General features: G+C 65.3%; 29 protein-coding genes. 5 read left to right on the top strand and 24 right to left on the bottom strand.

The features are described 5' to 3' along the window. The first annotated feature begins 20 nt into the window (after positions 1-20). Both panB and panC read left to right on the top strand, forming a co-directional pair. On the top strand, positions 21-911 hold the full coding sequence (gene panB, locus AC0GNO_RS09440) for a 3-methyl-2-oxobutanoate hydroxymethyltransferase (RefSeq protein WP_472889209.1): 891 nt from the start codon (positions 21-23) through the stop codon (positions 909-911). 110 nt (positions 912-1021) lie between these two features. After that, entirely contained in the window at positions 1022-1888 is an 867-nt protein-coding gene (panC, locus tag AC0GNO_RS09445; protein ID WP_472889208.1) for a pantoate--beta-alanine ligase, read from the top strand. An 81-nt stretch (positions 1889-1969) separates the two neighbouring features. Here panC and AC0GNO_RS09450 read toward each other — a convergent pair whose 3' ends face one another. From AC0GNO_RS09450 to AC0GNO_RS09465, 4 genes are all read right to left on the bottom strand, one after another. Then, positions 1970-2989, bottom strand: a complete 1020-nt coding sequence (locus AC0GNO_RS09450; RefSeq protein WP_472889207.1) for an NAD(P)H-dependent glycerol-3-phosphate dehydrogenase — start codon at positions 2987-2989, stop codon at positions 1970-1972. Positions 2990-3012: 23 nt separating this feature from the next. Further along, complete coding sequence (gene secB / locus AC0GNO_RS09455; RefSeq protein ID WP_305362133.1) at positions 3013-3468, bottom strand: protein-export chaperone SecB; 456 nt, start codon at positions 3466-3468, stop codon at positions 3013-3015. A 100-nt stretch (positions 3469-3568) separates the two neighbouring features. Beyond that, positions 3569-3826 carry a glutaredoxin 3 gene (gene grxC, locus AC0GNO_RS09460; protein ID WP_472889206.1) on the bottom strand — a complete coding sequence of 86 codons (258 nt, stop codon included), beginning with the start codon at positions 3824-3826 and terminating at the stop codon, positions 3569-3571. Positions 3827-3967: 141 nt separating this feature from the next. Continuing rightward, positions 3968-4375, bottom strand: a complete 408-nt coding sequence (locus AC0GNO_RS09465) for a rhodanese-like domain-containing protein (protein WP_472903835.1) — start codon at positions 4373-4375, stop codon at positions 3968-3970. 117 nt (positions 4376-4492) lie between these two features. On the opposite strand from AC0GNO_RS09465, the gene gpmA reads away from it, so the two are divergent. The 3 genes from gpmA to AC0GNO_RS09480 all read left to right on the top strand — a co-directional run bounded on the left by gpmA (position 4493) and on the right by AC0GNO_RS09480 (position 7679). Then, positions 4493-5236, top strand: coding sequence for a 2,3-diphosphoglycerate-dependent phosphoglycerate mutase (gpmA, locus tag AC0GNO_RS09470; RefSeq protein WP_472903836.1), 744 nt, complete (start codon positions 4493-4495; stop codon positions 5234-5236). Positions 5237-5392: 156 nt separating this feature from the next. Next, entirely contained in the window at positions 5393-6874 is a 1482-nt protein-coding gene (locus AC0GNO_RS09475) for a S41 family peptidase (RefSeq protein ID WP_472889234.1), read from the top strand. Positions 6875-6917: 43 nt separating this feature from the next. Continuing rightward, positions 6918-7679, top strand: a complete 762-nt coding sequence (locus AC0GNO_RS09480; RefSeq protein ID WP_472889204.1) for a HesA/MoeB/ThiF family protein — start codon at positions 6918-6920, stop codon at positions 7677-7679. Here AC0GNO_RS09480 and AC0GNO_RS09485 read toward each other — a convergent pair whose 3' ends face one another. The 20 genes from AC0GNO_RS09485 to AC0GNO_RS09580 form a co-directional block, all read right to left on the bottom strand. Continuing rightward, entirely contained in the window at positions 7680-8249 is a 570-nt protein-coding gene (locus AC0GNO_RS09485) for a thermonuclease family protein (RefSeq protein WP_472903837.1), read from the bottom strand. A gap of 44 nt (positions 8250-8293) precedes the next feature. Next, on the bottom strand, positions 8294-8935 hold the full coding sequence (locus AC0GNO_RS09490; protein ID WP_472903929.1) for a YitT family protein: 642 nt from the start codon (positions 8933-8935) through the stop codon (positions 8294-8296). Positions 8936-9107: 172 nt separating this feature from the next. Beyond that, complete coding sequence (locus AC0GNO_RS09495; protein WP_472903838.1) at positions 9108-9953, bottom strand: DUF429 domain-containing protein; 846 nt, start codon at positions 9951-9953, stop codon at positions 9108-9110. Then, complete coding sequence (locus AC0GNO_RS09500) at positions 9946-10371, bottom strand: BLUF domain-containing protein (RefSeq protein WP_177138950.1); 426 nt, start codon at positions 10369-10371, stop codon at positions 9946-9948. The genes AC0GNO_RS09495 and AC0GNO_RS09500 overlap by 8 nt, the downstream gene beginning before the upstream one ends. Before the next feature lie 16 nt (positions 10372-10387). After that, positions 10388-11116, bottom strand: coding sequence for a GTP cyclohydrolase I (gene folE, locus AC0GNO_RS09505; protein ID WP_472889201.1), 729 nt, complete (start codon positions 11114-11116; stop codon positions 10388-10390). A gap of 100 nt (positions 11117-11216) precedes the next feature. Further along, positions 11217-12557: a cardiolipin synthase ClsB gene (gene clsB / locus AC0GNO_RS09510; protein WP_472903839.1), complete on the bottom strand. Its 1341-nt coding sequence runs from the start codon at positions 12555-12557 to the stop codon at positions 11217-11219. Then, complete coding sequence (locus tag AC0GNO_RS09515; protein ID WP_472889200.1) at positions 12554-13282, bottom strand: endonuclease/exonuclease/phosphatase family protein; 729 nt, start codon at positions 13280-13282, stop codon at positions 12554-12556. Before AC0GNO_RS09515 ends, clsB begins: the two co-directional genes overlap by 4 nt. 24 nt (positions 13283-13306) lie before the next feature. After that, positions 13307-13771, bottom strand: coding sequence for a dihydroneopterin triphosphate diphosphatase (nudB, locus tag AC0GNO_RS09520; protein WP_472903930.1), 465 nt, complete (start codon positions 13769-13771; stop codon positions 13307-13309). Between the two features lie 11 nt (positions 13772-13782). Then, complete coding sequence (locus tag AC0GNO_RS09525; protein WP_472903840.1) at positions 13783-14097, bottom strand: YqjK family protein; 315 nt, start codon at positions 14095-14097, stop codon at positions 13783-13785. Between the two features lie 61 nt (positions 14098-14158). After that, positions 14159-14533, bottom strand: a complete 375-nt coding sequence (locus tag AC0GNO_RS09530; RefSeq protein WP_472903841.1) for a phage holin family protein — start codon at positions 14531-14533, stop codon at positions 14159-14161. An 11-nt stretch (positions 14534-14544) separates the two neighbouring features. Next, positions 14545-14865, bottom strand: a complete 321-nt coding sequence (locus AC0GNO_RS09535; RefSeq protein WP_472889197.1) for an ElaB/YgaM/YqjD family protein — start codon at positions 14863-14865, stop codon at positions 14545-14547. Between the two features lie 156 nt (positions 14866-15021). Next, a complete protein-coding gene (gene aspS / locus AC0GNO_RS09540; RefSeq protein WP_472889196.1) occupies positions 15022-16824 on the bottom strand; it encodes an aspartate--tRNA ligase in 1803 nt (600 codons plus the stop codon). 48 nt (positions 16825-16872) lie between these two features. Further along, positions 16873-17553 carry a DUF502 domain-containing protein gene (locus AC0GNO_RS09545; protein WP_472903842.1) on the bottom strand — a complete coding sequence of 227 codons (681 nt, stop codon included), beginning with the start codon at positions 17551-17553 and terminating at the stop codon, positions 16873-16875. An 11-nt stretch (positions 17554-17564) separates the two neighbouring features. Continuing rightward, positions 17565-17927 (bottom strand): FmdB family zinc ribbon protein, encoded by a 363-nt coding sequence (locus AC0GNO_RS09550; RefSeq protein ID WP_472889194.1) that lies wholly within the window; start codon positions 17925-17927, stop codon positions 17565-17567. Between the two features lie 192 nt (positions 17928-18119). Then, positions 18120-19685 (bottom strand): ubiquinone biosynthesis regulatory protein kinase UbiB, encoded by a 1566-nt coding sequence (gene ubiB, locus AC0GNO_RS09555; RefSeq protein ID WP_472903843.1) that lies wholly within the window; start codon positions 19683-19685, stop codon positions 18120-18122. Then, a complete protein-coding gene (locus AC0GNO_RS09560; RefSeq protein ID WP_472903844.1) occupies positions 19682-20338 on the bottom strand; it encodes a ubiquinone biosynthesis accessory factor UbiJ in 657 nt (218 codons plus the stop codon). The genes ubiB and AC0GNO_RS09560 overlap by 4 nt, the downstream gene beginning before the upstream one ends. A 49-nt stretch (positions 20339-20387) precedes the next feature. Continuing rightward, positions 20388-21350: a Tim44 domain-containing protein gene (locus AC0GNO_RS09565; RefSeq protein ID WP_472903845.1), complete on the bottom strand. Its 963-nt coding sequence runs from the start codon at positions 21348-21350 to the stop codon at positions 20388-20390. A gap of 37 nt (positions 21351-21387) precedes the next feature. Next, on the bottom strand, positions 21388-22119 hold the full coding sequence (gene ubiE / locus AC0GNO_RS09570) for a bifunctional demethylmenaquinone methyltransferase/2-methoxy-6-polyprenyl-1,4-benzoquinol methylase UbiE (RefSeq protein WP_472903846.1): 732 nt from the start codon (positions 22117-22119) through the stop codon (positions 21388-21390). A gap of 14 nt (positions 22120-22133) precedes the next feature. Further along, positions 22134-22553 (bottom strand): gamma-butyrobetaine hydroxylase family protein, encoded by a 420-nt coding sequence (locus tag AC0GNO_RS09575; protein WP_177132832.1) that lies wholly within the window; start codon positions 22551-22553, stop codon positions 22134-22136. Between the two features lie 26 nt (positions 22554-22579). Then, a complete protein-coding gene (locus tag AC0GNO_RS09580; RefSeq protein WP_472903847.1) occupies positions 22580-26473 on the bottom strand; it encodes a DUF3683 domain-containing protein in 3894 nt (1297 codons plus the stop codon). Positions 26474-26593: the final 120 nt, after the last annotated feature.

Below are 26593 nucleotides of genomic sequence, written 5' to 3' on the forward strand. Positions count from 1 at the left end.
CCCACGCAAAGGGGAACCCCATGAGTCCACAGAAATCTGCCGCTCCGACCAGCGGAACGCCCTACGGCACCCTGCCGTCGGCATCGCCCATGCCGCAGCGCAAGCCGGTCAGCCTGCCTCGGTTGCAGGAGATGCGTGAGCGCGGTGAAAAGATCACCATGCTCACGGCCTACGACGCGACCTTCGCCGCCGTGGCCGACGCCGCGGGTGTGGAGTGCATCCTGGTGGGCGACTCGCTGGGCATGGTCTGCCAGGGCCTGTCCAGCACCACCGGCGTGACGCTGGACACCATGCGCTACCACACCGAAAGCGTGGTGCGTGGCCTGCAGCGCGTGCAGGCCACCGCCTGGGTGATCGGCGACCTGCCCTTTGGCAGCTACCACGAGAGCAAAGAGCAGGCCCTGCGCAGCGCCGCGGTGTTGATGCACGCCGGGGCCCACATGGTCAAGCTCGAAGGCGGCGGCTGGACCGCCGACACCGTGCGCTTTCTGGTGGAGCGCGGCATCCCGGTCTGCGCCCACCTGGGCCTGACACCGCAGACCGTGCACGCGCTCGGTGGCTACCGCGTGCAGGGCCGTGGCGACGCCGCTGCGTTGCAACTGCGCCGCCACGCCATCGAACTGCAGGACGCCGGCGCCGCCATGCTGGTGCTGGAGATGGTGCCCGCGGTCCTGTCGACCGACATCACCACCGAACTCAAGACCTGCCACACCATCGGCATAGGCGCCGGCAAGGGCACGGCAGGCCAAGTGCTGGTGATGCACGACATGCTGGGCATCAACCTCGGCAAGAATCCCAAGTTCGTGCGCAACTTCATGGAAGGCGCCAGCAGCGTGCGCGATGCCATGGCCGCCTATGTGGCGGCCGTGAAGGACGGCAGTTTCCCGGAGGACAGCCTGCACGCCTGGTGAACTAGTCCCACCCCCGCAGCGCCTGCGGCGCTACCCCCCTCCAGGGGGCGGCGCTGGCGGCCCGGCAAAGCCGGTTCCGCGGCGCCCCTTGAACAGACATTGCGCTCCTCATGAAACTCGTTCACACCATCGAAGACCTGCGCACTGCGCTGCGGCCTTTCAACTCCCCGGCTTTTGTGCCCACCATGGGCAACCTGCACGATGGGCATCTGGATCTGGTGCGCACGGCCCAACCGCTGGGTGATGTCACGGTGTCCAGCATCTTCGTCAACCGGCTGCAGTTCGCCCCCCACGAAGACTTTGACACCTACCCGCGCACCCTGCAGGCCGATTGCGCCCGGCTCGAGCAGGCGGGTTGCGACATCGTGTTCGCGCCGTCGGAAAAGGAGCTGTATCCCGCCCCCCAGGGGTTCAAGATCCAGCCGCCATCGGAGCTGGCCGACATGCTGGAAGGGCATTTCCGACCCGGCTTCTTCATCGGGGTCTGCACCGTGGTGATGAAGCTGTTCCAGTGCGTGTTCTCGGAAGCCAAGGGCCCTCGTTATGCCCTCTTTGGCAAGAAGGACTATCAGCAGCAGATGGTGATCCGTCGCATGGTGCAGCAGTTTGCCCTGCCGGTTCAGATCGTGGCCGGCGAAACACAGCGCGCCGCGGACGGCCTGGCGCTGAGTTCACGCAACGGCTATCTGAGCGAGAGCGAGCGTGCCGAGGCGGTGCAGCTGTCGCTCGCGCTGAGGGGTCTGGCGCGCGATGCGCTGGCCGCTGCGGCGAGTTTGCCCGACCACCGGTCCACCCTGGAGGAGAAGGCCATGAGGGCATTGGCAGGACGCGGCTGGCAACCCGACTACCTGACGGTTCGCCGCCGACAAGACCTGCAGGCGCCGACCAATGCCGACGCGACCACACCCGGCGCCCTTGTGGTGCTGGGCGCTGCCCGCCTGGGCAACACCCGATTGATCGACAATTTCGAGATCTAGACCCACCCCCACGCCGGGCTTCGCCCGTCACCCCTCACGGGGGCCGCTCGCATCGCCCCCTGGGCCGGGGGGGACGGGCCCTTAGGCGCGGCGCGGGGAGGGGGTAGCCTCGTCCTTCGGATCACGCCCCATCAACGCGGCCACCGCCTGGGCAGGCTGCAGCTGGCCGTCCAGCAACGCCACCACACCCGCCGAAATGGGCATGTCCACACCCAGCATCTGCGCGCGCTGCACCACGGTGCGCGCGCTGTAAACGCCCTCGGCCACGTGGCCCAGCGAGTCCACCGCCTGCTGCAGGCTCAAGCCCTGCGCGAGCAGCTGACCCACCTTGCGGTTGCGTGAGAGATCGCCGGTGGCGGTCAGCACCAGGTCCCCCAGGCCGGAAAGACCCATGAAAGTTTCGGCCCGGGCTCCCAGCGCCAGACCCAGGCGCGTCATCTCGGCCAGACCCCGCGTGACCAGTGCGGCTCTGGCGTTGAGTCCGAGGTTCAGGCCATCACACAGGCCGGTGGCGATGGCCAGCACGTTCTTCACCGCGCCGCCCACCTCCACGCCCACGATGTCTTCGTTGGCATAGACCCGCAGCGTGGGGCTGTGAAAGGCGGTCACCAGCGCCTCGCGCACGCCGGCGTGCTCGCTGGCAGCCACCAGGGCGGTGGGCTGACCACGCGCCACTTCCTGCGCAAAGCTGGGGCCGCTCAGCACGCCTGCCTTCAGCCCAGGGGCCACATCAGCCCGGATTTCGTGGCCCAACAGGCCATGGGTGCCGCTGCCCGCGCGTGCAGCCTCAAAGCCCTTGCACAACCAGGCGACCGGTGCCGCCAGCCCGTTCAGGTGTTCCAGCATGCTGCGCAGGGCGACCATGGGTGTGCCTACGACGACGAGGTCGGCACCGGCCAGCGAAGGCCACTCGCCCCCCCAAATCTGCAGCGCGGGCGGGAACGGTATGCCAGGCAGGTAGCGCCGGTTTTCCCGGGTGGCCTGCATGTCAGCCACCTGCGAACCATCGCGTGCCCAGAGGCTGACGTGATGCGGCTGGCTGGCAGCGCTGATGGCCAGCGCCGTGCCCCAGGCACCTGCCCCGAGAACGACGATCTTCATGCGGTGCGGCTAACCTGACCGGCTTACTGCGTGACGATACGCGGCGCGTCTTCAGCCGCCTGCGCCTGCTGCTGCTCGTACATGGCCTGGAAGTTGATTTCCGCGAGGTGCACCGGCGGAAAGCCGGCGCGCTGGACCAGGTCGGCCACGTTGCCGCGCAGGTAGGGATAAACGATCTGCGGACAGGCGATGCCCATGATCGGACCCATCTGTTCCTGCGGCAGGTTGCGGATTTCAAAGATGCCGGCCTGCTTGGCCTCAACCAGGAACACCGTCTTGTCCTTGATCTTGGTCTGCACCGTGGCAGTCACGCAAATCTCGTACACGCCATCAGCCACCGGGTTGGCTTCCACGCCAAGCTGGATGTCCACCGAAGGCTGTTCCTGCTCCAGCAGGATGCCGGGCGAATTGGGCTGCTCCAGCGAAGCCTCCTTGAGGTAGATGCGCTGGATCTGGAAAGTGGGATCTTGGTCGGCCATGAGGGTCTTTCAGGAAGTCAGAAATAACAAAACCCGCCGGGGAGAAAACGTTCCCGCAGCGGGTACAGCGCCGATTATCTCAGCAGCGCCAGGGGTGGGCTCAAGATTGCAGCAATGGCGCCAGACCACCCCGTCCATCCAGCGCATGCAGGTCATCGCAACCACCGACGTGCAGGTCACCGATGAAGATTTGCGGCACGCTGGTGCGCCCGGTCAACTCCGTCATGCGGGCGCGCACATCGGGTTTGCCATCCACCACGATTTCTTCGTAGTTGGTCACGCCCCGTTGCTGCAGCAAGGCCTTGGCCCGGCTGCAAAAAGGGCAATAGTCACTGGAATAGATTTTGACGTGGGCCAATTCAAAACTCCTCATACAAATATGAACCAAGAACTTCGCCGGAGCACGTGCCTGATCCAGCACACGCCGATGAACCGGCTTCGCCGGGCCAAAGGCGTGGTCCCCCTGGGGGGGAAGACGCGAAGCGGCGCAGGGGGGTGATTATTTCTCCACCGGCATGCTGGCCGCACGCCAGGCGCCGAGTCCCCCGGAAAGGGAGTGGGCGTTTTCGTAGCCCAGCTTCTTGGCCACCGCCACCGCCCGGCGCGAGCGCATGCCCGAAGCGCAAACCAGAATCACCGGCGTGGCCTTGTTTTTCACCAGGCCGGGCAATTTGGCCTCCAGCTCGGAAAGTGGCAGGTTTTTGGCCCCCGCCACATGACCGGCGGCGAACTCGTCCGAGCCACACACATCCACCACGGCGGCTTTTTCGCGGTTGATCAACTGCACCGCTTCGGTGACATTGACCGATCCGGCGCCCGCACCACCCGACAAGGCTGGCCACATCAGCAGGGCCCCGGACGTCAGCGCCACGGCGATCAACATCCAATTTTCGATAAAGAAACTCACAGGAACGACCTTTCAGTTAAGCCGTGGATTTTAGAATGTATGGCTGGCCTGTGCTGGCTGGTCATCTGGCCCGGGGTACCCGGGTCCGTCATTTGTTCTTTACGCCCCCCTTCATCCATGTACAAACTCGTCCTGATTCGCCACGGCGAATCCACCTGGAACCTTGAAAACCGCTTCACCGGCTGGACCGACGTCGAGCTCACGCCCACCGGCGTCTCGCAGGCCATGTCGGCCGGCAAGCTGCTCAAGGCCGAGGGCTACGAATTCGACATCGCCTACACCTCGGTGCTCAAGCGCGCGATCCACACCCTGAACTACTGCCTGGACGAGATGGACCGCGCCTGGCTGCCGGTGGTGAAGGACTGGCGCCTGAACGAACGCCACTACGGCGACCTGCAAGGCCTGAACAAGGCCGACATGGCCAGGCAGTTCGGCGACGAACAGGTGCTGATCTGGCGCCGCAGCTACGACACGCCGCCGCCCGCGCTGGAGGCCAGCGACCCGCGCAGCGAACGCAGCGACCGCCGCTACGCCCACCTCCAGCCCGGGCAAGTGCCGCTGACCGAGTGCCTCAAGGACACCGTGGAGCGCGTCATGCCATTCTGGAACGAGGTGCTGGCCCCCACCATCCAGAGCGGCCAGCGCGTGGTGATCTCCGCCCACGGCAACAGCATCCGCGCCATGGTCAAGTACCTGGACGGTGTTTCCGACACCGACATCGTCAACCTGAACATCCCCAACGGCATTCCGCTGGTCTATGAGCTGGACGCTGACCTCAAGCCGATCAAGAGCTATTACCTGGGCGACGCCGAAGCCGCCGCGCGGGCTGCCGCGGCCGTCGCGGCACAGGGGAAAGTGTGATCCGGGCCGGTTGCCCGGCGCGCTGAAACCGGTTCGCGCAACACGCACGGAACCGAATCCCGGCATGGCGCTCCAAGGTGTATATTGACCCGCCGGTGGAGTCGGGTGTTCCTGACGCGCTGGCGTCTTTTTTAAGGTGTTTCCATGGGCAAGCAAGTGAGTCACAGGTTGAAGATTGCGGGATGGGTGGCCGTGGGCGCCGTCGCCGGAGCCCTCACGACGGTGCAGTTGCAGGCCGTCGCGCGCAACACGCTGGCCCCGCTGCCTCTGGAAGAGCTGCAGCAGCTCGCCGCGGTGTTCGGCATGGTCAAGACCGACTATGTCGAACCGGTTGACGAAAAGCAGCTGATCTCCGACGCCATCACGGGCATGGTCGCCAGCCTGGACCCGCATTCCCAGTATTTCGACAAGAAGTCGTTCAAGGAATTCCGCGAGGGCACCAGTGGCCGCTTTGTCGGCGTGGGCATCGAGATCACCATGGAAGACGGCCTGGTCAAGGTGGTCACGCCCATTGAAGACTCGCCCGCGTTCCGCGCCGGCCTCAAGTCGGGCGACCTCATCACCAAGATCGACGACACCGCGGTCAAGGGACTGAGCATCAACGATGCCGTCAAGCTCATGCGCGGCGAGCCGCGCACCAAGGTCTTGCTCACGATCTTCCGCAAGGACGAAAACCGCAGCTTCCCAGTGACGATCACGCGCGAGGAAATCAAGACCCAGAGCGTGAAGACCAAGCTCGTCGAGCCGGGTTACGCCTGGGTGCGCGTTTCGCAGTTCCAGGACCGGACGATCGAGGATTTCTCCCGCAAGGTCGAAGCGCTGTACAAGGAAGATCCGAAACTCAAGGGCGTGGTGCTGGACCTGCGCAACGACCCGGGTGGCCTGCTGGACGCGGCGGTGGCCCTGTCGGCCGCCTTCCTGCCGGAAAACGTGACCGTGGTGTCCACCAACGGCCAGCTCGCCGACAGCAAATCGATCTACACGGCCGCTCCGCAACATTACCTGCGCCGCGGCGGCACCGACCCGATCAAGCGCCTGACCGAAAACACCAAGGGCGTCCTGAAGACCGTGCCACTGGTGGTGCTGGTCAACGAAGGCTCTGCCTCAGCCAGCGAGATCGTCGCTGGCGCCCTGCAGGATCACAAGCGGGCCACCATCCTCGGCAGTCAGACCTTTGGCAAAGGCTCGGTGCAGACCGTGCGTCCCCTCGGCCCCGATACCGGCCTGAAGCTCACCACGGCCCGTTACTACACGCCGTCGGGCAAATCGATCCAGGCCACGGGCATCGTGCCGGATGTGATGGTCGACGAAACGCTGGAAGGCAACGTGTTCGCTGCCCTGCGCACGCGCGAAGCCGACTTGCAGAAGCACCTCGGCAACGGCAATGGGGCCAAAGCCACCGAACAGCCCATGACCGACGCCGAACGTGCTGCCGAACAGCTGCGCGAGCAGGAGCGCGAGCAGGCCCGCAAGCGGCTGGAAGAAGAGTCCAGGAAGAACCCGGGTCAGCGCCTGGTGCCCGAATTCGGCAGCGAAAAGGACTTTCAGCTCCAGCAGGCGCTCAACCAGCTCAAGGGACGCCCGGTGATGGTGAGCAAGACGCTGACCGAGCGGCCTCCCGAGAAGAAAGAAAACTGAAGCCTGCCTGAACGGCATCCGTCAGCACCGGGAAACCACGCCTTTGGACGACCAGCAGCTCCTGCGCTACTCGCGCCACATCCTGCTCAACGAACTCGGGGTCGAAGGCCAGGAGCAGTTGCTGGCTTCGCACGCACTCGTGATCGGCGCAGGTGGCCTGGGTTCACCCGTGGCGCTGTACCTGGGTAGCGCGGGCGTGGGCCGCATCACCGTGGTGGACCACGATGTGGTGGACGAGACCAACCTGCAGCGCCAGATCGCCCACAACCTGGCCCGCGTGGGGCACCCCAAGGCCGAATCGGTGCGCGCAGCCATCGGCGCCATCAACCCCGACCCCGAAGTGATCACGGTGGTGCAACATGCCGACGCCACCCTGCTCGACGCGCTCGTGCCCACGGCCGACGTGGTGATCGACTGCACCGACAACTTTGTCACACGCCATGCCATCAACCGCGCCTGCGTGACGCACCGCAAGCCACTGGTTTCGGGCGCGGCCATCCGCATGGACGGTCAGCTCAGCGTGTACGACGCCAGGAACGATGACTCCCCCTGCTACGCCTGCGTTTTTCCGGAGAGCAGCGATGTGGAAGAAACCCGCTGCGCCACCATGGGTGTGTTCGCACCACTGGTGGGCATCGTCGGCACCCTGCAGGCCGCCGAGGCGCTCAAGCTGCTCACGGGCCTGGGTTCGCGCCTGACCGGGCGGCTGCTGATGATCGACGGGCGCGACATGGCGTTCACCGAAATCGCCCTGCCCCGCCATGCGCAGTGCGCGGTGTGCGGCACCACGGCAACGACCGCCTGATCACGGCAGCGGGCAAGGCCCGTGACGCCGCCGGAAGTCGCGCGGCACTTCAGCATCCCGTTCGGCGAAAACACCTTTGCGCTGCGCACGGGCCTTGCCTTCCTGACCGGCATAGATCCCTTCGCTGTAGCGCCAGTGGTAAGCCCAGGCATGTCCTCTCAAGACCAGCCAGGCACCCACGTCCTCCCGCCGATGGGTCAGGTGCACCAGCGCACGCCCGTAGTGGTCGTGCTGGCGTTCGTTCACCGTCACCACCTGCCGGAGCACGCGTGCGGCCAGGGCATCGCGCGAGGCTGTTCCACCGGTCTGGCAGATTTCCGGGGCATCCAGACCGTCCAGCCGCAACTTGCGGTATTTGCCGCCTTCCAGGGGTTTGACCCACAGCGTGTCGCCGTCGAACACCCGCGTGACACGTGCCTCATAGACATGGGGCGCCTGCGGACGAACAGTGCCCGGCGGTTCCTTCGAACGCGGTTGTGCAACGGCCGGGATCTGGAGGAGCAGTCCGAAACAAGACCACAGGACAGGAACAGGCGACAGGCGAAACAAGGAACGCTGGGGGAACGACATGGCCCGAGTCTGCCAGCATCGCACGCGCCAGACGCGCTGGCGCGTCATACCGCCATGTAACGACCGGGACGGTGGTTGATGGCCAGCGTCATGTTGAGCACGATGGCCCCCACAACCGACCAGATGATCTGCTGCCAGTCCACCACGGCGAACGCGGCCAGCACGATGGCGCAGTCAAACGCCATCTGCACGTGGCCGGCGCGCCACCCAAAGCGCTCCTGCAGGTACAGCACCAGCACGTTGAACCCGCCGAGGCTGGCCCGGTGGCGAAACAGCATCAGCATGCCCGCGCCCATGAGCAGCCCGCCGGCGACAGAGGCAAAGCCGGTGGAAAGTTTGCCGAAGGTGATCCACTCTGGCACCCACTGCGCCAGCAGGGCCAGCAGGGCCACCGCGGCAAAGGTCTTGGCCGTGAACACCCAGCCCATGCGCTTGAAGGCCAGGCCGTAAAACGGCAGGTTGATCAAGAAAAAAACCAGGCTGAAGTTCCAGCCGGTGGCGTAGTGCAGCAAGAAGGCCAGGCCGGCCGTGCCGCCGGTCAGCAGGCCTGTGTGGCGGAACATGATCACGCCCAGAGCCACAAACAGCGTGCCCGTGAGCAGGGCCTGCGCGTCTTCGTGCAACTGGTGCTGGGCCGGTGATGCGGCGCCCGACGCACCAGGACCTTCAACCGACTTGACGGCCATGGGTGAGGGGCTGCGGCGCAGCCTGGTCAGGGAAGGGAACACGGCAGGTCTCACAAGGCTGGGGAAACAGCCGCGAAGTATCGGCGCTGGGCAGCACAGCACGCTTGACCCAGGTCAGTGAAAGCCCTGCTCGCGCCGCCGGCCGGGACGAACGGTCTGCCGGCGCACCCGCTCAGGCCGTGACGATCCAGCCTTCCAGGGGATCGAACGCGGGCAAACCGTAGCGCGGGTGACCCGCTTCATGCTGGTGCTGCGCCCAGGCCGCCTGCAACAGGCAGAGCACCGCATCCAGCGCATCGCCGCTGGCGTCGTCGGCCAGTCCGTCGCGCTGGGCATGCGAGAGTTTCAGGCGCAGGCCGGTGGTCTGCAGCAGCGGCGCCTGGCCGCCCTCCAGCGCGTGGATGAGGGTCTTGCGCGCGATCAGGCGCTCGGGCGTCTGCTTCGCCTTCTCGTCGCTCTTGTAACTGGTGGTGCCGAGCACGCTGCGCGCCAGCAGGCCGGGATAAGCCTCCAGGGCCACACGCGCCGGGTCACCCGCCTGCAGACCCGGCAAGGTGACACCGGCCGCGATCAGCCGGGGCACGCCGGCGTGCAGCATGAACGCCACCGGCGGATTGACCCATTTCATGCTCGGGCTCGATCCCGCGGGTCCGTCGGTGGCACGATGGGCGAACTTGCCACCCACCGGCCGCGCGTCACAAAAGGCGGCGAACACCGCGCGGATGTCGTCCCGGCTGAGGCTGGCGTAGTGGGCCATGCACGCGGCCCAATCGGTCGGCCAGCCCAGTGCCACCACCAGTTCGCGCGGCAGGCCAAAAGGCAGATCAAAACCACCCACCCAGGCGCCAGGTGCCTTCAGGCGGTCACCCCAGGCATCGAGCGTCTCAAAGCGCTCGACGCGGTCGAGCAGCACCCGGCCGCGGTCTGCGTGACCCAAAGCCAGGGTGATGGGCTTGCGCCGGGACGGCGCACTGGTGAAGTCGCAACCGAGCAGCGTCGGCCGCTGCGGATCAGGCACGACCGATGATGCTGGCCGTGGCCATCAGCTCTTCGAGCAGGGCCAGCGAGACCTTGCCCGAGACGCCGTAGGGATCGAACTCCGGGCGCTCGGAGTACTTGAGCACGATGGAGGTGTTGAGCTTGGACAGGTTGACCTGCCCCATGGTCCAGCCGCCAAAGCGGCGCTCGGAAATTTCTTCGTAGTGCAGCAGCACCACGTCGGTGTGTCGCGCGTCTTCGACAATGTGGTTGTAGAGCTTGTTGACCGCTTCACGACCACCTTCGATCGCCTGCAGGAACACGCCGCCACCGTAGCAGAGCACGCCGGTGATGCCGTTGCCCATGTTGTGCGAGCGCGAGGTTTCAAGCACCGATTCGATGGTCTTGGCGCAATCCTTGTCGATTGCCCGGCTGACATAAAGCAGACGTACCAGCATGGTGTGTTCTTCTGAATCAACGGGGAATGAGGGAGAGGAATTCGCGGCGCAGGTTCGGGTCTTTCAGGAACACCCCGCGCATGACCGAGTTGATCATCTTGCTGTCCATGTCTTTCACACCGCGCCAGGCCATGCAGTAGTGGCTGGCTTCCATGACGATGGCCAGACCGTCGGGCTGGGTCTTTTCCTGGATCAGGTCGGCCAGCTGTACGACCGCCTCTTCCTGGATCTGCGGACGGCCCATGATCCATTCGGCCAGGCGAGCGTACTTGGACAGGCCGATGACGTTGGTGTGTTCGTTGGGCATGACGCCGATCCAGATCTTGCCGATGACCGGGCAGAAGTGGTGGCTGCAGGCGCTGCGCACGGTGATCGGGCCGACGATCATCAGCTCGTTGAGGTGCTCGGCGTTGGGGAATTCGGTGACGCTGGGCCCGTGCACATAACGGCCGTTGAACACCTCCTTGAGGTACATCTTGGCCACCCGGCGCGCGGTGTCGCCGGTGTTGTGATCGCTCTCGGTGTCGATCACCATGCTGTCGAGCACGCCCTGCATCTTGACCGTCACCTCTTCAAGCAACTGCTCCAGTTCGCCGGGTTCGATGAAGCCGGCGATGTTGTCGTTGGAGTGAAAGCGGTGGCGCGCGGCCTGGATGCGTTCGCGGATTTTGACGGACACGGGCACGCCCTGGTCATCGTCGTTGGGGTCGGCGGTGGTCATGTCGGGTTCGGTTTTCATGAGCATGGGTCATGCTAACACCCGCCCCCAAAGCGCCGAATAACAGGCTGAAGTCTGGGGTTTTGCAGGGCGGGCCAATCGCGCAGCGTGGCTGGGGTGATCCATTTCAGTAACGGTGACCCGTGAGGAACAGCGTGGCCCGCATGACGCCAAAGGCCAGCCTGTCCAGCAGGCGCTGGTGCCAGGGGCGCTGCCCGAGCACCTGTACATCGAGTTGCTGGCCCTCCCGCTCGACGACGTCGGCCAGCCAGCGGTGCAGCAGGGCGGAGAAGCGACGGTCCGTGGTCATGACATTGGCCTCACGCGCGAGCAGCAAGGACAGGGGGTCGAGGTTGGTCGACCCCACGGTGGCCCAGCGCTGGTCGATCACCGCCACCTTGGCATGCAGGGCGCTGGTCGCGTACTCGTGGATCTCGATGCCGCCGCCGAGCAGCGTCTGGTAGACAGGGCGGGCGGCGCGGTACTGCATGAAATGTTCGTATTTGCCGTGCAGCAACAGGCGCACCCGCACCCCGCGCTGCGCCGCCATCAGGAGCGCACGCCGCAGCTTGCGGCCTGGAACGAAATAGGCGTTGGCGATCATGATGTCCTGCCGGGACTCGCCGATGGCCTTGAGGTACGCACGCTCGATATCGTGCCGGTGACTGATGTTGTCGCGCAACAGCAGCGCGGCACGTGCGTTGTCCACCCCGAACGGGCCATCGGACAGGGATGCCGGTTCGCTGTTTTCTGCGTCGGCCTTGCTGCGGTCCGACCCATGGCCCCGACCGGCGTCCGTTTCCAGCCGAGCGAGCAGGCGCGAAAAGTCTCCCACCGGCATGGTTTCGCGCAAGGCCTCCCAGGCGGCCCTGAATTCACGCTGTCGTGCCTTGCGCGCAGCCTGCAGCCGCCACCAGAGCTGCTCCATGGTTTCCACCATGTCGGCCACCACCGGGCCGGCCACCCGCAGCGAAAAGTCCAGTCGCGGCGCCATCAGCCGCCCCAAAGCCACGTCATCCTGATCGTCGATGATGTTGATGCCGCCGCAAAAGCCCACCTTGCCGTCCACCACGCAAAGCTTTCGGTGCAGGCGTCGCCAGCGACTCGGGATCAGCAAACCCAGGCGACCCAGCGGCGCGTAGACACACCAGCGAACACCCGCCTGCGCAAAGCGCCTTTTCCACTCGTCGGGGATCCTTGGCGTGCCCACCCCATCGACCACCAGTCGCACCAGCACACCCCGCTGTGCCGCACGCTCCAGCGCCTGCGCCACGCCCAGCGCAGAGCCGGCGAACTCGAAGATATAGGTTTCCAGATGCACCGCCCGGCGCGCGGCGTCCATGGCCTCCACAAGGGCAGGGAACAGCTCGGCGCCACCCGACAGCAACAGCAACTGGTTCCCGCTGTGCACAACCGCCTTGCCCTGCCTTGCCGGGCGCCCCTGGGACTCGGGACGGTCGTCGTTCACAACTCGAACTCGGCAATCAGCGGCAAGTGGTCGGACATGCGTGCCCAGGCCCGCCCATGCGGCACATGGGCCGAGACCGGCAGCAGGCCGCGCACGTACACACGGTCCATGTGCAGCAGCGGCAGGCGGGACGGGTAGGTGGGCAGGCGTATGCCGTCAAAGGTGCGCAGGTTCAGATCGGCCATGGGCCGGTGCAACTGGGATCCCCAGTCGTTGAAGTCCCCCGCCACGATCAGCGGCGCGCTGGCGGGCACCTCGCGCGCCACATACTGGCCCAGGCGCTGGACCTGGCGTTCCCGGCTGGCATGGATCAGCCCGAAATGCACCACCACCACATGCACGTCCTTGCCGTCCACCAGCAACTGCACATGCAACAGGCCACGTTGTTCGAAACGGTGGTCGGACACATCGGAGTGCCAGCTTTCCAACACCGGCCAGCGCGACAGCAGCGCATTGCCATGCTCCCCGTGACGGGTGATCGCATTGGTCCGGTAGACCGACTCGTAGCCCTCGGGCGACAGATAACCTGCCTGGTCCAGCTCGGGCCAGCGGGTGAAATGTTTTTCGAGCTTGCGGTTGTGGCGCCGCACCTCCTGCAGGCAGACGATGTCGGCATCGAACTGTTCGACCGCGTGCGCCAGGTTGTGGATTTCCAGCCGGCGCGCCGGCCCGAGGCCCTGCACGCCTTTGTGGATGTTGTAGGTGGCTACTCGCAAGATGCTCATGGGCAAATCATGCCACCAAGCGCATCAGCAGGTCACGGCACAGCGGCCCAGCCGTGGCAGCCAGGAAATGGCCTCGGCGTTGGACGGCGAAAAACAGCGGTCCATGGCTTCGGGCCACGGCGACCAGACCTGCGCCCGGTGCTCGCGCGGACTCAGTGTCACGGGCACCGCCGCCGGGATACACAGGCCGAAGACATGCTCGGTGTTGTGGGTCACGCCCGGCGCATACCGGTGACGCCACTGCGGGTAGATTTCATAGACGTTTTCCAGCGCCCAGTCCGTCAGCACATGACCGGGAGCACTCGCGTCGAGTCCGGTCTCCTCCCAGACCTCGCGCACCGCCGTGACCTCGAACGGTTCGTCTTCGGCATCCCTCGAACCCGTGACCGACTGCCAGAATCCCGGCGCATCGGCGCGCTCGATCAGCAGCACCTCCAGCGCGGGTGTGTGGATCACCACCAGCACCGATTGGGGAATCTTCGGGCGCATCAGCGCGCGGATCAGAGCAGGCGGGATGCCGCGCTGCCGAGCGAGCGCGCCCGCTGCAACATCCGCCACGCCGACCACGCCTTCAGGGCCAGCCCCAGCGATCGGCGCGGCCGCCACACCGCAAACGTCAGCGCAGCGCCCGCCACCGCCAGCGGATTCGCGCGCAACCAGCGCCAGGCGTCCTGCAGGCGGTCGGCCCACATCCACACGGGCTCCACCACCTGCAATTTTTCAACCACCTGCCCGCGCAATTGCCCGGACCGCTGCACGAGCAACGCGCGCCTGCGGGCCAGCTGTTCGGCTCGACCGGGTTCGTTGGCGCTCATGTGAGCACCTTCGTTCTGCGAGCTGCGGCGCGAGCTTGCTTGGGGCGACCCGGCGCCGTGCTCATGAGCGCAATCCCTCGCGGTCTTTCTTGAGTTCTCCGACGGTGGCCGAAAACAGCTTGGTGCCGCTGCGCACCCGCTCGCGCGCCAGCCAGGCCGCAACGCCGCCGAAGCCGAGAAACAACCCCGCGAAAACCGCCAGTGGCAGCAGGCGATGGGTGTCCCACAGCGCCACCGTGATCAGCATGGCCAGAAAGCCCAGCCCCAGGCAGATGAAGGCCACGGCCACGGCGCCATAGACCATCAAGCCACCGACACGCAGCACTTCCTCCTGCGCTTCCACACTGAGCAATTCCAGCCGCAGCTGGAGCAGTTCCAGCACGGTAGCAGTCAAGCCCTTCAGCGAGGCCGCCAGGCGGGTCGGTGGCGCAGACATGCCACGCCCGTTCAACGCCGGCTGATCAGCAGGCCGATCACCAAGCCGATGCCAGCGGCCGTGCCCACGGCGCGCCAGGGGTGTTCGTGCACGTAGTCGTCGGTGGCGCGCGCCATTTCGCGGGTTTTTTCCTTGATCGCCTCTTCAGCGTCCAGCAGCTTGTGGCGGGCCTGGCGCAGGTTTTCGTTGATGCGCTCACGCAGCTCCACCACCTTGCCTTCGGTCTGGTGGGCGGTGGCCGCCATCAGTTCTTCTGCGTCGGTAATGACGCGCTGCAGGTCGGCGACCAGCTTCTCTTTGTTGGCCAGGGTGTCTTGGGCGTTCTTGCTCATGGATAGGCTCCTTTCAAAAAGCCATCCTAACAAACCCTTGACCACACGGAACGCAGCGGTACGTTTCGTTGCCACCTGCAACGTGCGGCACCACCGGCAACCCAAATAAAAAGGGCGGTCCGTGCCGCCCTTCTTTCCTGCCGACGCGCCCAGGGATCAGGCGGTTTTGGCCAGATCCACGTTGCGCAGGCGGATGTGCAGCTCGCGCAGCTGCTTCTCGTCCACCAGACTCGGCGCCTGTGTCAGCAGACACTGGGCGCGCTGGGTCTTGGGGAAAGCGATCACGTCGCGGATCGAGTCGGCGCCGGTCATCAGCGTGACGATGCGGTCCAGACCGAAGGCCAGGCCACCGTGGGGCGGCGCGCCGTACTGCAGCGCGTCGAGCAGGAAGCCGAACTTGAGCTGCGCCTCTTCGGGCGTGATCTTCAGCGCATCGAACACCTTCTGCTGCACCGCGGCGGTGTGGATACGCACCGAGCCGCCACCGATTTCCCAGCCGTTCAAAACCATGTCGTAGCCCTTGGCGATGCACTTCTCAGGCGCGGTGACCATCCAGTCTTCGTGGCCGTCTTTCGGCGCGGTGAAGGGGTGGTGGACGGCGGTCCAGCGGTCGGCTTCTTCGTCGTGCTCGAACATCGGGAAGTCCACCACCCACATCGGTGCCCAGCGGGCTTCGAACAGGCCGTTTTTCTTGCCCAGCTCGCTGTGGCCGATCTTCAGGCGCAGCGCGCCAATGGCGTCGTTCACCACCTTGGCCTTGTCGGCCCCGAAGAAGATGATGTCGCCGTCCTGCGCGCCGGTGCGCTTCAGGATCTCGGCCACGGCTGCGTCGTGCAGGTTCTTCACGATCGGGCTTTGCAGACCGTCGCGGCCCTTGGCCACTTCGTTGACCTTGATCCAGGCCAGCCCCTTGGCGCCGTAGATCTTGACGAACTCGGTGTAGGCGTCGATCTCGCTGCGGCTGATCTCGGCACCGCCGCGCACGCACAGGGCGACCACGCGGCCGTTCTTCATGGTGGCGGGCGCGCTGAAGACCTTGAAGTCCACGTCGGCCATCACGTCAGTGAGTTCGGTGAATTCGAGCTTGACGCGCAGGTCGGGCTTGTCGGAGCCGAAGCGGTGCATGGCTTCGCTGTAGGCCATGACCGGGAACTCGCCCAGGTCCACGCCCAGCGTGTTCTGGAACACCGTCTTGATCATGCCCTGGAACATGTCGCGGATGTCTTCTTCGGTCAGGAACGAGGTTTCGATATCGATCTGTGTGAACTCGGGCTGGCGGTCGGCGCGCAGGTCTTCGTCGCGGAAGCACTTGGTGATCTGGTAGTAGCGGTCGAAGCCCGCCACCATGAGCAGCTGCTTGAACAGCTGGGGCGACTGCGGCAGCGCGAAGAAGTGGCCGTCGTGCACGCGGCTGGGCACGAGGTAGTCGCGAGCGCCTTCGGGCGTGCTCTTGGTGAGCATCGGGGTTTCGATGTCGATGAAACCGTTGGCGTCCAGAAACTTGCGCACTTCCATGGCCACGCGGTAGCGCAGCATCAGGTTGTTCTGCATGTAGGGGCGGCGCAGGTCGAGCACGCGGTGCGTCAGGCGAGTCGTCTCGCTCAGGTTGTCGTCATCGAGCTGGAACGGGGGGGTGACCGAGGCGTTGAGCACCTTGAGTTCGTGGCAGAGGATTTCGATCTTGCCGCTCTTCAGGTTGTCGTTGGTGGTGCCCTCGGGACGTGCGCGCACCAGGCCGGTGACCTGCACGCAGAACTCGTTGCGCACGTCTTCGGCGGTCTTGAACATCTCGGCGCGGTCGGGATCGCAGACCACCTGCACATACCCTTCGCGGTCGCGCAGGTCGATGAAGATCACGCCACCGTGGTCGCGGCGGCGGTTGACCCAGCCGCAGAGTTGCACAGTCTGGCCCAGCAGGGCTTCGGTCACCAGACCGCAATAGTGGGAGCGCATGGCCATTTCGGTTCTTCTTTCAGCAGGTTCGCCGTGATTCACGGCGGGGAGTCATCAGGTCGGGTGGGTGGTCGCGCCGGGCGCTGCCACTTTGGGGAAGGTGATCTTGGGGGCACCGGGCGCGATCACGCCCATGGAGACGATGTAGGTCAGCGCTTCGTCCACGCTCATCTGCAGCTCCAGGCAATCGCTGCGGCGCACCATCACGAAATAGCCGCCCGTGGGGTTGGGCGTGGTGGGCACAAACACACTCAGGAATTCGTCGTGATCGCCGGTACGGCCCGGCTGGGACTGCAAGTGTGCAAGGACCTCGCCATTGGGCGAACCGGTCTGGAAACCGATGGTCCACATGCCGGCGTGCGGCCACTGAACCAGCACCGCTTTGCGAAATGCATTGCCCTTCTCGGAAAACAGCGTGTCGGAAACCTGCTTCACCCCGGAGTAGATGGAGCGCACCACCGGGATGCGGTGCAACAGGGCGTGCCACCAGTCCACCAGCTTGTTGCCGATGATGTTGGACGCCAGCGCCCCGATCGACAGCACCACCACCAGCGCAAAGATCACGCCCAGGCCGGGAATGTGAAAGCCGAACAGCTGGTCGGGCTGCCAGCTCTGCGGCAGGATGTGCAGCGTCTGGTCGAGCGTGCCCACCACCCAGTCCAGCACCCACAGGGTGATGATCAGGGGCACCAGGACCAGCAGGCCAGCGAGCAGCCATTTGCGCAGGGAAGGCATCGGGCGCGAACTCAGGTCGAAGCGGTGGGGGTCGAGCTGGCTGCCGGAGCCGCAGCGGGTGTCGTTGTGGCCGCGGTACTGGTGGCGGGTGCCGGACTGGCGGCGGCCTCACCCGCCGGTTTGGCAGCCGCGTCCGGTGCGCTGGCACCACTGTCGGCCCCGGCCACGGCAGGGGCGGCCTTGCCGCCGTTGCCACCGCGGAAGTCGGTCACGTACCAGCCCGAGCCCTTGAGCTGAAAGCCGGCGGCGGTGACCTGCTTCTGGAAACTGGCCTGGCCACAGGCCGGGCAGACGCTCAACGGATCGTCGGACATCTTTTGCAACACGTCCTTGGCATGGCCGCAGGACGCGCACTTGTAGGCATAAATCGGCATGGCGGAACCTGTAGGTGACCGGCTGCATGAGAGCCGGGATCGCTTCGGAGGACAAACGGGCCGCGGGTGGGCATCACACCCGGCCCGTCGAGCCCGATCCGAAGGGTAGAAGAACAAAACCCGTCATTATAAATTGGGGGTGGTTCCCGGATGCGCAAGGACCGGCAAAACCAGGCCCACCACCGGCAGCGTCTACCAGAGTCGCACCCGCGTGAGCACCTGCATCAACAGCAGACCGATCAGGAAGCCCACCCCGCCCCAGACGATCCCCTGCAGCAAGCGGTTGGTGCGGCGCTGTTCGGCCAGCAGCTCATCGAGTTCGCGCCGCAGTTCGTGCGGCTTGTGCTGCAGGAAGTCGTGCACCAGGCGCGGCAGCGCAGGCAGCAGCTTGGCGTAGTGCGGCGCCTCGGCCTTGAGCTGCTGCAACAGTTTCTGCGGTCCGATCTGCTCAACCATCCACTTTTCAAGGAACGGCTTGGCGGTGTTCCAGAGGTCCAGCTCCGGATCCAGATCGCGGCCCAGTCCCTCGATATTCAGCAGCGTCTTCTGCAGCAGCACCAGTTGCGGCTGGATTTCCACCTGGAAGCGTCGCGAGGTCTGGAACAGGCGCATCAGCACCATGCCCAGCGAGATTTCTTTCAGCGGGCGGTCAAAGTACGGCTCACAGACCGCGCGGATCGCCGACTCCAGCTCGTCCACCCGGGTGTCCGACGGTACCCAGCCACTTTCGATGTGCAGCTCGGCGACCCGCTTGTAATCGCGCCGGAAAAAAGCCGTGAAGTTCTGCGCCAGGTATTCCTTGTCGAACTCGGTCAGCGTGCCAACGATGCCGAAATCGAGCGAGATGTAGCGTCCGAACGTGGCCGGATCGACACTGACCTGGATGTTGCCCGGGTGCATGTCGGCGTGAAAGAAGCCGTCACGGAACACCTGGGTGAAAAAGATGGTGACGCCGTCGCGCGCCAGCTTCGGGATGTCCACACCCCGGCGGCGCAGCTCGTCCACCTTGTTGATCGGCAGGCCATGCATGCGCTCCATCACCATCACTTCGGTGTGGCAATAGTCCCAGAGCATCTCCGGGATCAGCACGAGGTCGAGCCCCTGCATGTTGCGCCGCAGCTGGGCGGCGTTGGCGGCTTCGCGCAGCAGGTCGAGTTCGTCGTGCAGGTACTTGTCGAACTCGGCCACCACCTCCCGCGGCTTGAGTCGTTTGCCGTCGGCCGACAGCTTTTCGACCCAGCCCGCCATCGTGCGCATGAGGCTCAGGTCTTTTTCAATCACCGGCCGCATGTTGGGCCGCAGCACCTTCACCGCCACCTCGCGCCCACCATGGCGGCCATCGCGCAAGGTCGCGAAGTGCACCTGTGCGATGGAAGCACTGGCCACCGGCACCTGGTCGAAGTGCGTGAACACAGCGTCCAGCGGCTTGCCGAACGCGCGCTCGATTGTGGCCACCGCCACGGCGCTGGGGAAGGGCGGCACGCGGTCCTGCAGGCGGGCCAGTTCGTCGGCAATGTCTGGAGGCAACAGGTCGCGCCGGGTCGAGAGCACCTGGCCAAACTTGACGAAGATCGGACCCAGTCGCTCCAGCGCCTCGCGCAGCCGCTCGCCACGCGGGCTGTCCAGATTGCGGCCGATGGAAACGAGGCGGGTCAGCAGGCGCAGCGTGGGGTGCCGGAAGCTGGACAGCACGAGCTCATCGAGCCCGTAGCGCAGCACCACCCAGACGATGAAAGCGCCGCGAAAGAGACGCGTCATGCGGCACCACCGCCACCGCCCGGGGTATCCGCATTCGCTGCCGGCGCGGCCGCTTCGGGCGCGGAGCCGGCTGGCGATGCGAAGGGCGGACGTGGCGGGAAGCCTTCGGGCAGGCGCGCGGCAAACGCCTTCACAGCCTGGGCGCCTGCGCGTGCAAACCGGCTCAGCGTGTGCGCGGTGGCGTCGCCCACCACGCGGGACAGGTCTTCTTCCACGTCCCAGCGCACGTTGTCCACCAGCCAAGCGACTTCGGCGGCGAGCTGCACGTCACCCTGGATGTCAACGCCCGGCTTGTCGCCGGCGATGACACGCTGGGCCAGCGCAAACGGCGAGGTCTGGGTCAGCGACACGGTGAGCTCGGGCTGGGCACCCACGACCGGGCGCTCCAGCAGACCGGCGGGCGTGGCGGCGAGCGTGAGATGGAAGTCGCCCCACTGCACCCGCACCGGTTTGCCCTTCTGGCGCTTGAGACGTTCCTGTGCCTGCGGTTCCTGCATCAACACATGATTGAGGAACAGCACCAGGCGGTTCTGCAGCTCGTCCACCACCCAGTCGGGCGGACGGATGCTGCCCAGCAGGGACTGCAAAAAGCCCAGGGGCGATCGGCTGCCGCTGTCGGCGCCGGACGAAAAATCGGGGGGTACATTTTTCATGACCCCCCGATTTTGACGGATAACGCGGGACCATCCCGCCAAGGCACCGTTATTGAAGCGCCTGAACCCCGGCCACCAGCCAACCGCCCGAACCGCTCTTGGGCCGGGTGATGTTCCAGACTTCGCGGAACGGATTGGGGCCGGCCGAAGCGTCTTCCCGGATCATCCCGGAAAACTCCACACTCGCCATGTAACCGTCGTCCAGTTCCTCGATGCCCAGCAACTGGGCTTCGAGCATCACGACATCGGTCTTGTTGACGCTGCTGCCGCTGGTCTGCTCGCGTTCGGCCAGCTGGCTCTTGATCTGCTCCAGCATGCCGTCGGTCATCATGGCCCGCAGGCTGGGAATGTCGGACCGGTCCCAGGCATCCTGCAGGTTCACGAAGTTGGTCTTGGAGGCCTTGAGAAAACCTTCGACGTCGAAGTCGCTGGGCACACCCCAGGAGGGGGAACCCGCCAGCGCCGAACCGATCATGGAACCACCAGCACCCGCTGGGCCACCGCTCTCCCACGGGCGGGCCGACGCGTCATTGCCCACGTTCTGCGGGCTGTAACCCCGCGGCGTCGCCGCCAGATCCGCGGCGCCCGCACCCTGGTAGACCAGTCCGGACGGTTTGGCGGCCGCTGAACCCCGGCGCATCACCATGCGGATCACGGCGATCACCACCACCGCCAGCAAAGCCAGCATGAGGAACTGGGCAAAGCCCTCACCCAGACCCAATGAGGAAGCCAGCCAGGCCAGGCCGAGACCGGCGGCCAGGCCACCCAGCATGGCGCCCCAGGGGCGCTTGGGGGCGGCTGCGGCGGGCGCCGGCGTGGTCGGTCGGGTCGCTGCGTTTTGAGCGGACGCCTGCTGCGGCGTGGCTGGCTGGGTCGCTGGCGCCGTGGAGCGCTGGGTCACATTGCCCGACTGTTTGCCGATGGACAAACCACCCCCCATGCGCTTGGCCGAGGCGTCCTGCGCCCCCAGCGCCATCGCGCAGACCAACAGTACCGACCACAACCTGCTCATTGTTCCATCCCTCAATTGACGTAAAAAACCCATTGAATCAACACTTGATGCCCACGTGCAAGGCCACCACACCAGCGCTGAGGTTGTGCACGTCCACGTGCCCGAATCCCACCGACTTCATCATCTGCCGCAACTCCTCCTGCCCGGGGTGCATGCGGATGGACTCGGCGAGGTAGCGGTAGCTGTGCTCGTCGTTGGCCACCAGCTTGCCCAGCTTTGGCAGGATGTTGAACGAGTACCAGTCATAAGCCTTCTCCAGCGGTTTGGCCACCCGGGAAAACTCCAGCACCAGCAATTTGCCACCCGGTTTCAGGGTGCGATGCATCTCGGCCAGTGCAAGTTCCTTGTGCGTCATGTTGCGCAGGCCAAAAGCCACCGACACAAAATCGAACGACTCGCTGGCAAACGGCAACTTCTCGGCATCACAGACCATGGTGGGCAGCACGACCCCTTTGTCGAGCAGGCGGTTGCGGCCTTCGCGCAACATGGCCTCGTTGATATCGGTGTGCACCACGCGACCTGTCGGGCCAACCTTGGCGGCAAAAGCCAGTGACAGGTCACCCGTCCCGCCCGCGATGTCCAGCACCTGCTGGCCTGGGTGCGGGTTGGCCACGGTGAGGGTGTAGCGTTTCCAGACGCGGTGCAGGCCGGCCGACATGAGGTCGTTCATCACGTCGTATTTGGGCGCGACCGAATCGAACACGCTGCGCACGTGCTGCGCTTTTTCACGCTCGTCAACCGTCTTGAAACCGAAATGGGTAGATGCCATGGCGCAATCCGTTCCTAGTGTGAGTGGCTTCCGCAGGCCGAGCCTGCTTTCTCCGGCATGGCGGCGTCGCGGTCAACCCCCGCCTGGAGGAGGCGTTGCTGGTAGTCGGCCCACAGCGCGTCTTGCTGGCTGCCCAGGAAATACAGGTAGTCCCACGAATAAATACCGCTGTCGTGACCGTCGCTGAACGTGGGCTGCACCGCGTAGTTGCCCACAGCCTCCAGCGCCAGAATGCCGACCTCGCGCTTGCCGGTCTGCAGCACTTCCTGGCCCGGGCCGTGGCCCTGGACTTCGGCCGATGGCGAAAACACCCGCATCAGTTCGAACGGGATGCGGAAGTCGCTGCCATCTGAAAAGCTCACCTGCAGCACGCGCGACTGGCTGTGCACCGTGATGTCCTGCGGTGTCGGGGTGTTTTTGTCGAGTCCTGCCATGGCTGTCTCCGGTTGGTTGACTGTGATCAGACCAGCACGCGTTCGATGCCGCCCTGGTTGGCTTGCGCCACGTACTCGGGCAGCCAGTCCTTGCCCAGAATCTGGTTGGCCATCTCGACCACGATGTAGTCGGCTTCGAGCAGACCGTTGTTCAGGTCGTCGCCGTAGCGCGTCAGGCCCTGCAGGCAGCTCGGGCACGAGGTCAGCATCTTGATGTTGGCCTGGGCGCCCACGGTGCCGGCGGCGCGCAGCTGCGCCTCGCCCTTTTTGATTTCTTCTTCCTTGCGGAAGCGGATCTGCGTGGAGATGTCGGGCCGGGTCACACCGAGCGTGCCGCTCTCGCCGCAGCAGCGCTTGCTCTCGACCACGTTGTCGCCCACCAGCGCTTTCACCGTCTTCATCGGGTCCTGCAGCTTCATCGGCGTGTGGCAGGGGTCGTGGTACAGGTAGCCACCCTGACCGGCGGGCAGCGTGATGCCCTTTTCCAGCAGGTATTCGTGGATGTCGATGATGCGGCAGCCGGGGAAGATCTTTTCGAACTCGTAGCCCTGCAGCTGGTCGTAGCAGGTGCCACAGCTCACCACCACGGTCTTGATGTCCAGGTAGTTCAGCGTGTTGGCCACGCGGTGGAACAGCACCCGGTTGTCGGTGATGATTTTTTCGGCCTTGTCGAACTGGCCCGAGCCGCGCTGCGGGTAACCACAGCACAAATAGCCCGGTGGCAGCACGGTCTGTACGCCCGCGTGCCAGAGCATGGCCTGCGTGGCCAGACCGACCTGGCTGAACAGGCGCTCGGAACCGCAGCCCGGGAAATAGAACACCGCTTCCGTCTCGGCCGTCGTGCCCACCGGGTTTCGGATGATCGGCACATAGTCCTTGTCCTCGATGTCGAGCAGCGCGCGCGCGGTCTTCTTGGGCAGGCCACCGGGCATCTTCTTGTTGATGAAGTGGATCACCTGCTCTTTGATCGGCGCGGGCCCCAGCGTGGCGGGCGGTGCACTGGTCTGCTTGCGCGCGGCGAGCTTCAACACCTTGTTGGCCAGGCGTTGGGCCTTGAAGCCCACGTCCACCATGGCCGAGCGCATGAACTTGATGGTCTCGGGGTTGGTCGCGTTCAGGAAGAACATGGCCGCAGCATTGCCCGGGCGGAAGCTCTTCTGGCCCATCTTGCGCAACAGGTTGCGCATGTTCATGGTCACATCGCCAAAGTCGATCTTGACCGGGCACGGCGACAAACACTTGTGGCAGACCGTGCAGTGGTCGGCCACGTCTTCGAACTCTTCCCAGTGCTTGATGCTGATGCCGCGGCGCGTCTGCTCTTCGTACAGAAACGCCTCCACCAGCAGCGAGGTCGCGAGGATCTTGTTGCGCGGCGAGTACAGCAGGTTGGCGCGCGGCACGTGCGTGGCGCAAACGGGTTTGCACTTGCCGCAGCGCAGGCAGTCCTTGACCGAATCGGCGATGGCGCCGATGTCGCTCTGCTGCATGATCAGCGACTCGTGGCCCATCAGGCCGAAGCTGGGCGTGTAGGCGTTGGAGAGATCCGCGCTGCGCAGGCTGGTGTCGGCGGCGAGACCTTTCACGCCCGACAGGTCGCGCAGCAGCTTGCCCTTGTTGAAGCGGCCCTCCGGGTCCACCTTGGCCTTGTACTCGGCGAAGGGGCGCAACTCGTCATCGGTCAGGAACTCCAGCTTGGTGATGCCGATGCCGTGTTCGCCCGAGATCACGCCGTCGAGGCTGCGCGCCAGCACCATGATGCGGCCCACCGCCTCGTGGGCGGTCTGAAGCATCTCGTAATCGTCGCTGTTGACGGGGATGTTGGTGTGCACGTTGCCGTCTCCGGCGTGCATGTGCAGCGCCACCCAGACACGGCCTTTCAGCACGCGCTGGTGGATGGCCGTGCATTCGGCGAGGATCGCAGCGAATGCCGCGCCATTGAAAATGCCTTGCAAGGGTGCACGGATTTGCGCCTTCCAGCTCGCGCGCAGGCGGTGGTCCTGCAATTCGGGAAACAGCGCATCCACATCGCGCAACCAAGTGGCCCAGAGCGAGCGCACTTCGCGTACCAGCGCCAGCGCCTGCTGCACGCGGTCTTCCAGCAGCTCGGCGCTGGGAATGTCGTTGGCGTCGTCGGTCTTGCCCAGCGGAAGTTGGCCACGGGTGAAAAAGGTTTCAAGCGCTTCACAGAGCTTGAGCTTGTTGCGCAGCGAGAGCTCGATGTTGATGCGCTCGATGCCCTCGGTGTACTCGCCCATGCGCGGCAGCGGAATCACCACGTCTTCGTTCACTTTGAAGGCGTTGGTGTGTTTGCTGATGGCCGCGGTGCGCTTGCGGTCGAGCCAGAATTTCTTGCGCGCTTCGGCGCTGATGGCCACGAAGCCTTCGCCGCTGCGGCCGTTGGCCAGGCGGATCACCTCGCTGGTGGCGCGGGCCACGGCGTCGGCGTCGTCGCCCACGATGTCGCCCACCAGCACCATCTTGGGCAAGGTGCCGCGCTTGCTCTTGGTCGCGTAGCCCACGGCCTTGAGGTAACGGTCGTCCAGGTGTTCCAGGCCCGCGAGGATGGCACCGCCCGGGCGCTTCATCTCGGCGAACATGAAGTCCTTGATGTCCACGATGGACGGCACGCAGTCCTTGGGATTGCCGAAGAACTCCAGGCACACGGTGCGCACGTGCTCGGGCATGCGATGCACCAGCCAGCGCGCGCTGGTGATCAGGCCGTCGCAACCTTCTTTCTGGATGCCCGGCAGGCCGGCGAGGAACTTGTCGGTCACGTCCTTGCCCAGGCCTTCCTTGCGGAAGGTCGAGCCGGGAATCACCAGCTGCTCGGTGCGCAGCAGCGTCTTGCCGTTGGCTTCGAAGTACTGGAGCTCAAAGGTGGCGACTTCGGCGTCGTGGATCTTGCCGCGGTTGTGGTCCAGGCGCGTGACTTCCAGCCACTGCGCCTGCGGCGTCACCATGCGCCAGCTCACCAGGTTGTCCAGCGCCGTGCCCCAGAGCACGGCCTTCTTGCCGCCCGCGTTCATGGCGATGTTGCCACCCACGCACGAGGCCTCAGCCGAGGTCGGGTCCACCGCGAACACATGGCCGGCGCGCTCGGCCGCATCGGCCACGCGCTGCGTCACCACGCCGGCCTCGGTCCAGATCGTGGGCAGCGGCTCTGCGTGGCCGGGCACCGCCACGAACTCCACCTCGGTCATGGCTTCGAGCTTTTCGGTGTTGATCACCGCGCTCTTCCAGGTCAGCGGAATCGCGCCGCCGGTGTAGCCGGTGCCGCCGCCGCGCGGCACGATGGTCAGGCCGAGTTCGAAACAGCCACGCACCAGCTCGGCCATCTCGGCCTCGGTGTCGGGCGTCAGCACCACAAACGGGTATTCCACGCGCCAGTCAGTCGCGTCGGTCACGTGGGACACACGCGAGAGGCCGTCGAACTTGATGTTGTCCTTGGCCGTCAGGCGGCGCAGCGCCTTGGTGGCGCGCTGGCGCAGCGCGGCCATCTCTTCAAACGAACGGGCAAATGCATCGACCGCACCCCGGGCCGCCGCCAGCAATTCGGCCACCAGGGCATCGCGCGCGGCATCGTCCTGCGGTGTGCGGCGCTTCTGCACCTCGCCCAGACGGTGGTGCAAGGCCTCAACCAGCGCAGCGCGGCGCTTGGGGTTGTCGAGCAGGTCGTCCTGCAGATACGGGTTGCGCTGCACGACCCAGATATCGCCCAGCACCTCGTACAACATGCGGGCCGAACGACCGGTGCGGCGCTCGCCGCGCAGCCCGTCCAGCAGGCTCCAGGCCCGGGCACCGAGCAGGCGCAACACAATTTCACGATCTGAAAAAGATGTGTAGTTGTAGGGGATTTCGCGCAGACGCGGCGCGTCCTCGGTGGCGGTTTCGAGCAGCGAAAGCGGGATGGGAGCGTTCATGGGTATGGAGGCGATCAGCGGGAACCGCCGAACGTGCGATGGTACCGCAGCGCAACATACACACACCTCGGCGGCGGGTACTGGCACACTCGCGCCAACCCTGCTTTTCAACGCGTTGAA

The sequence above is a fragment of the Hydrogenophaga sp. L310 genome (assembly GCF_055703065.1).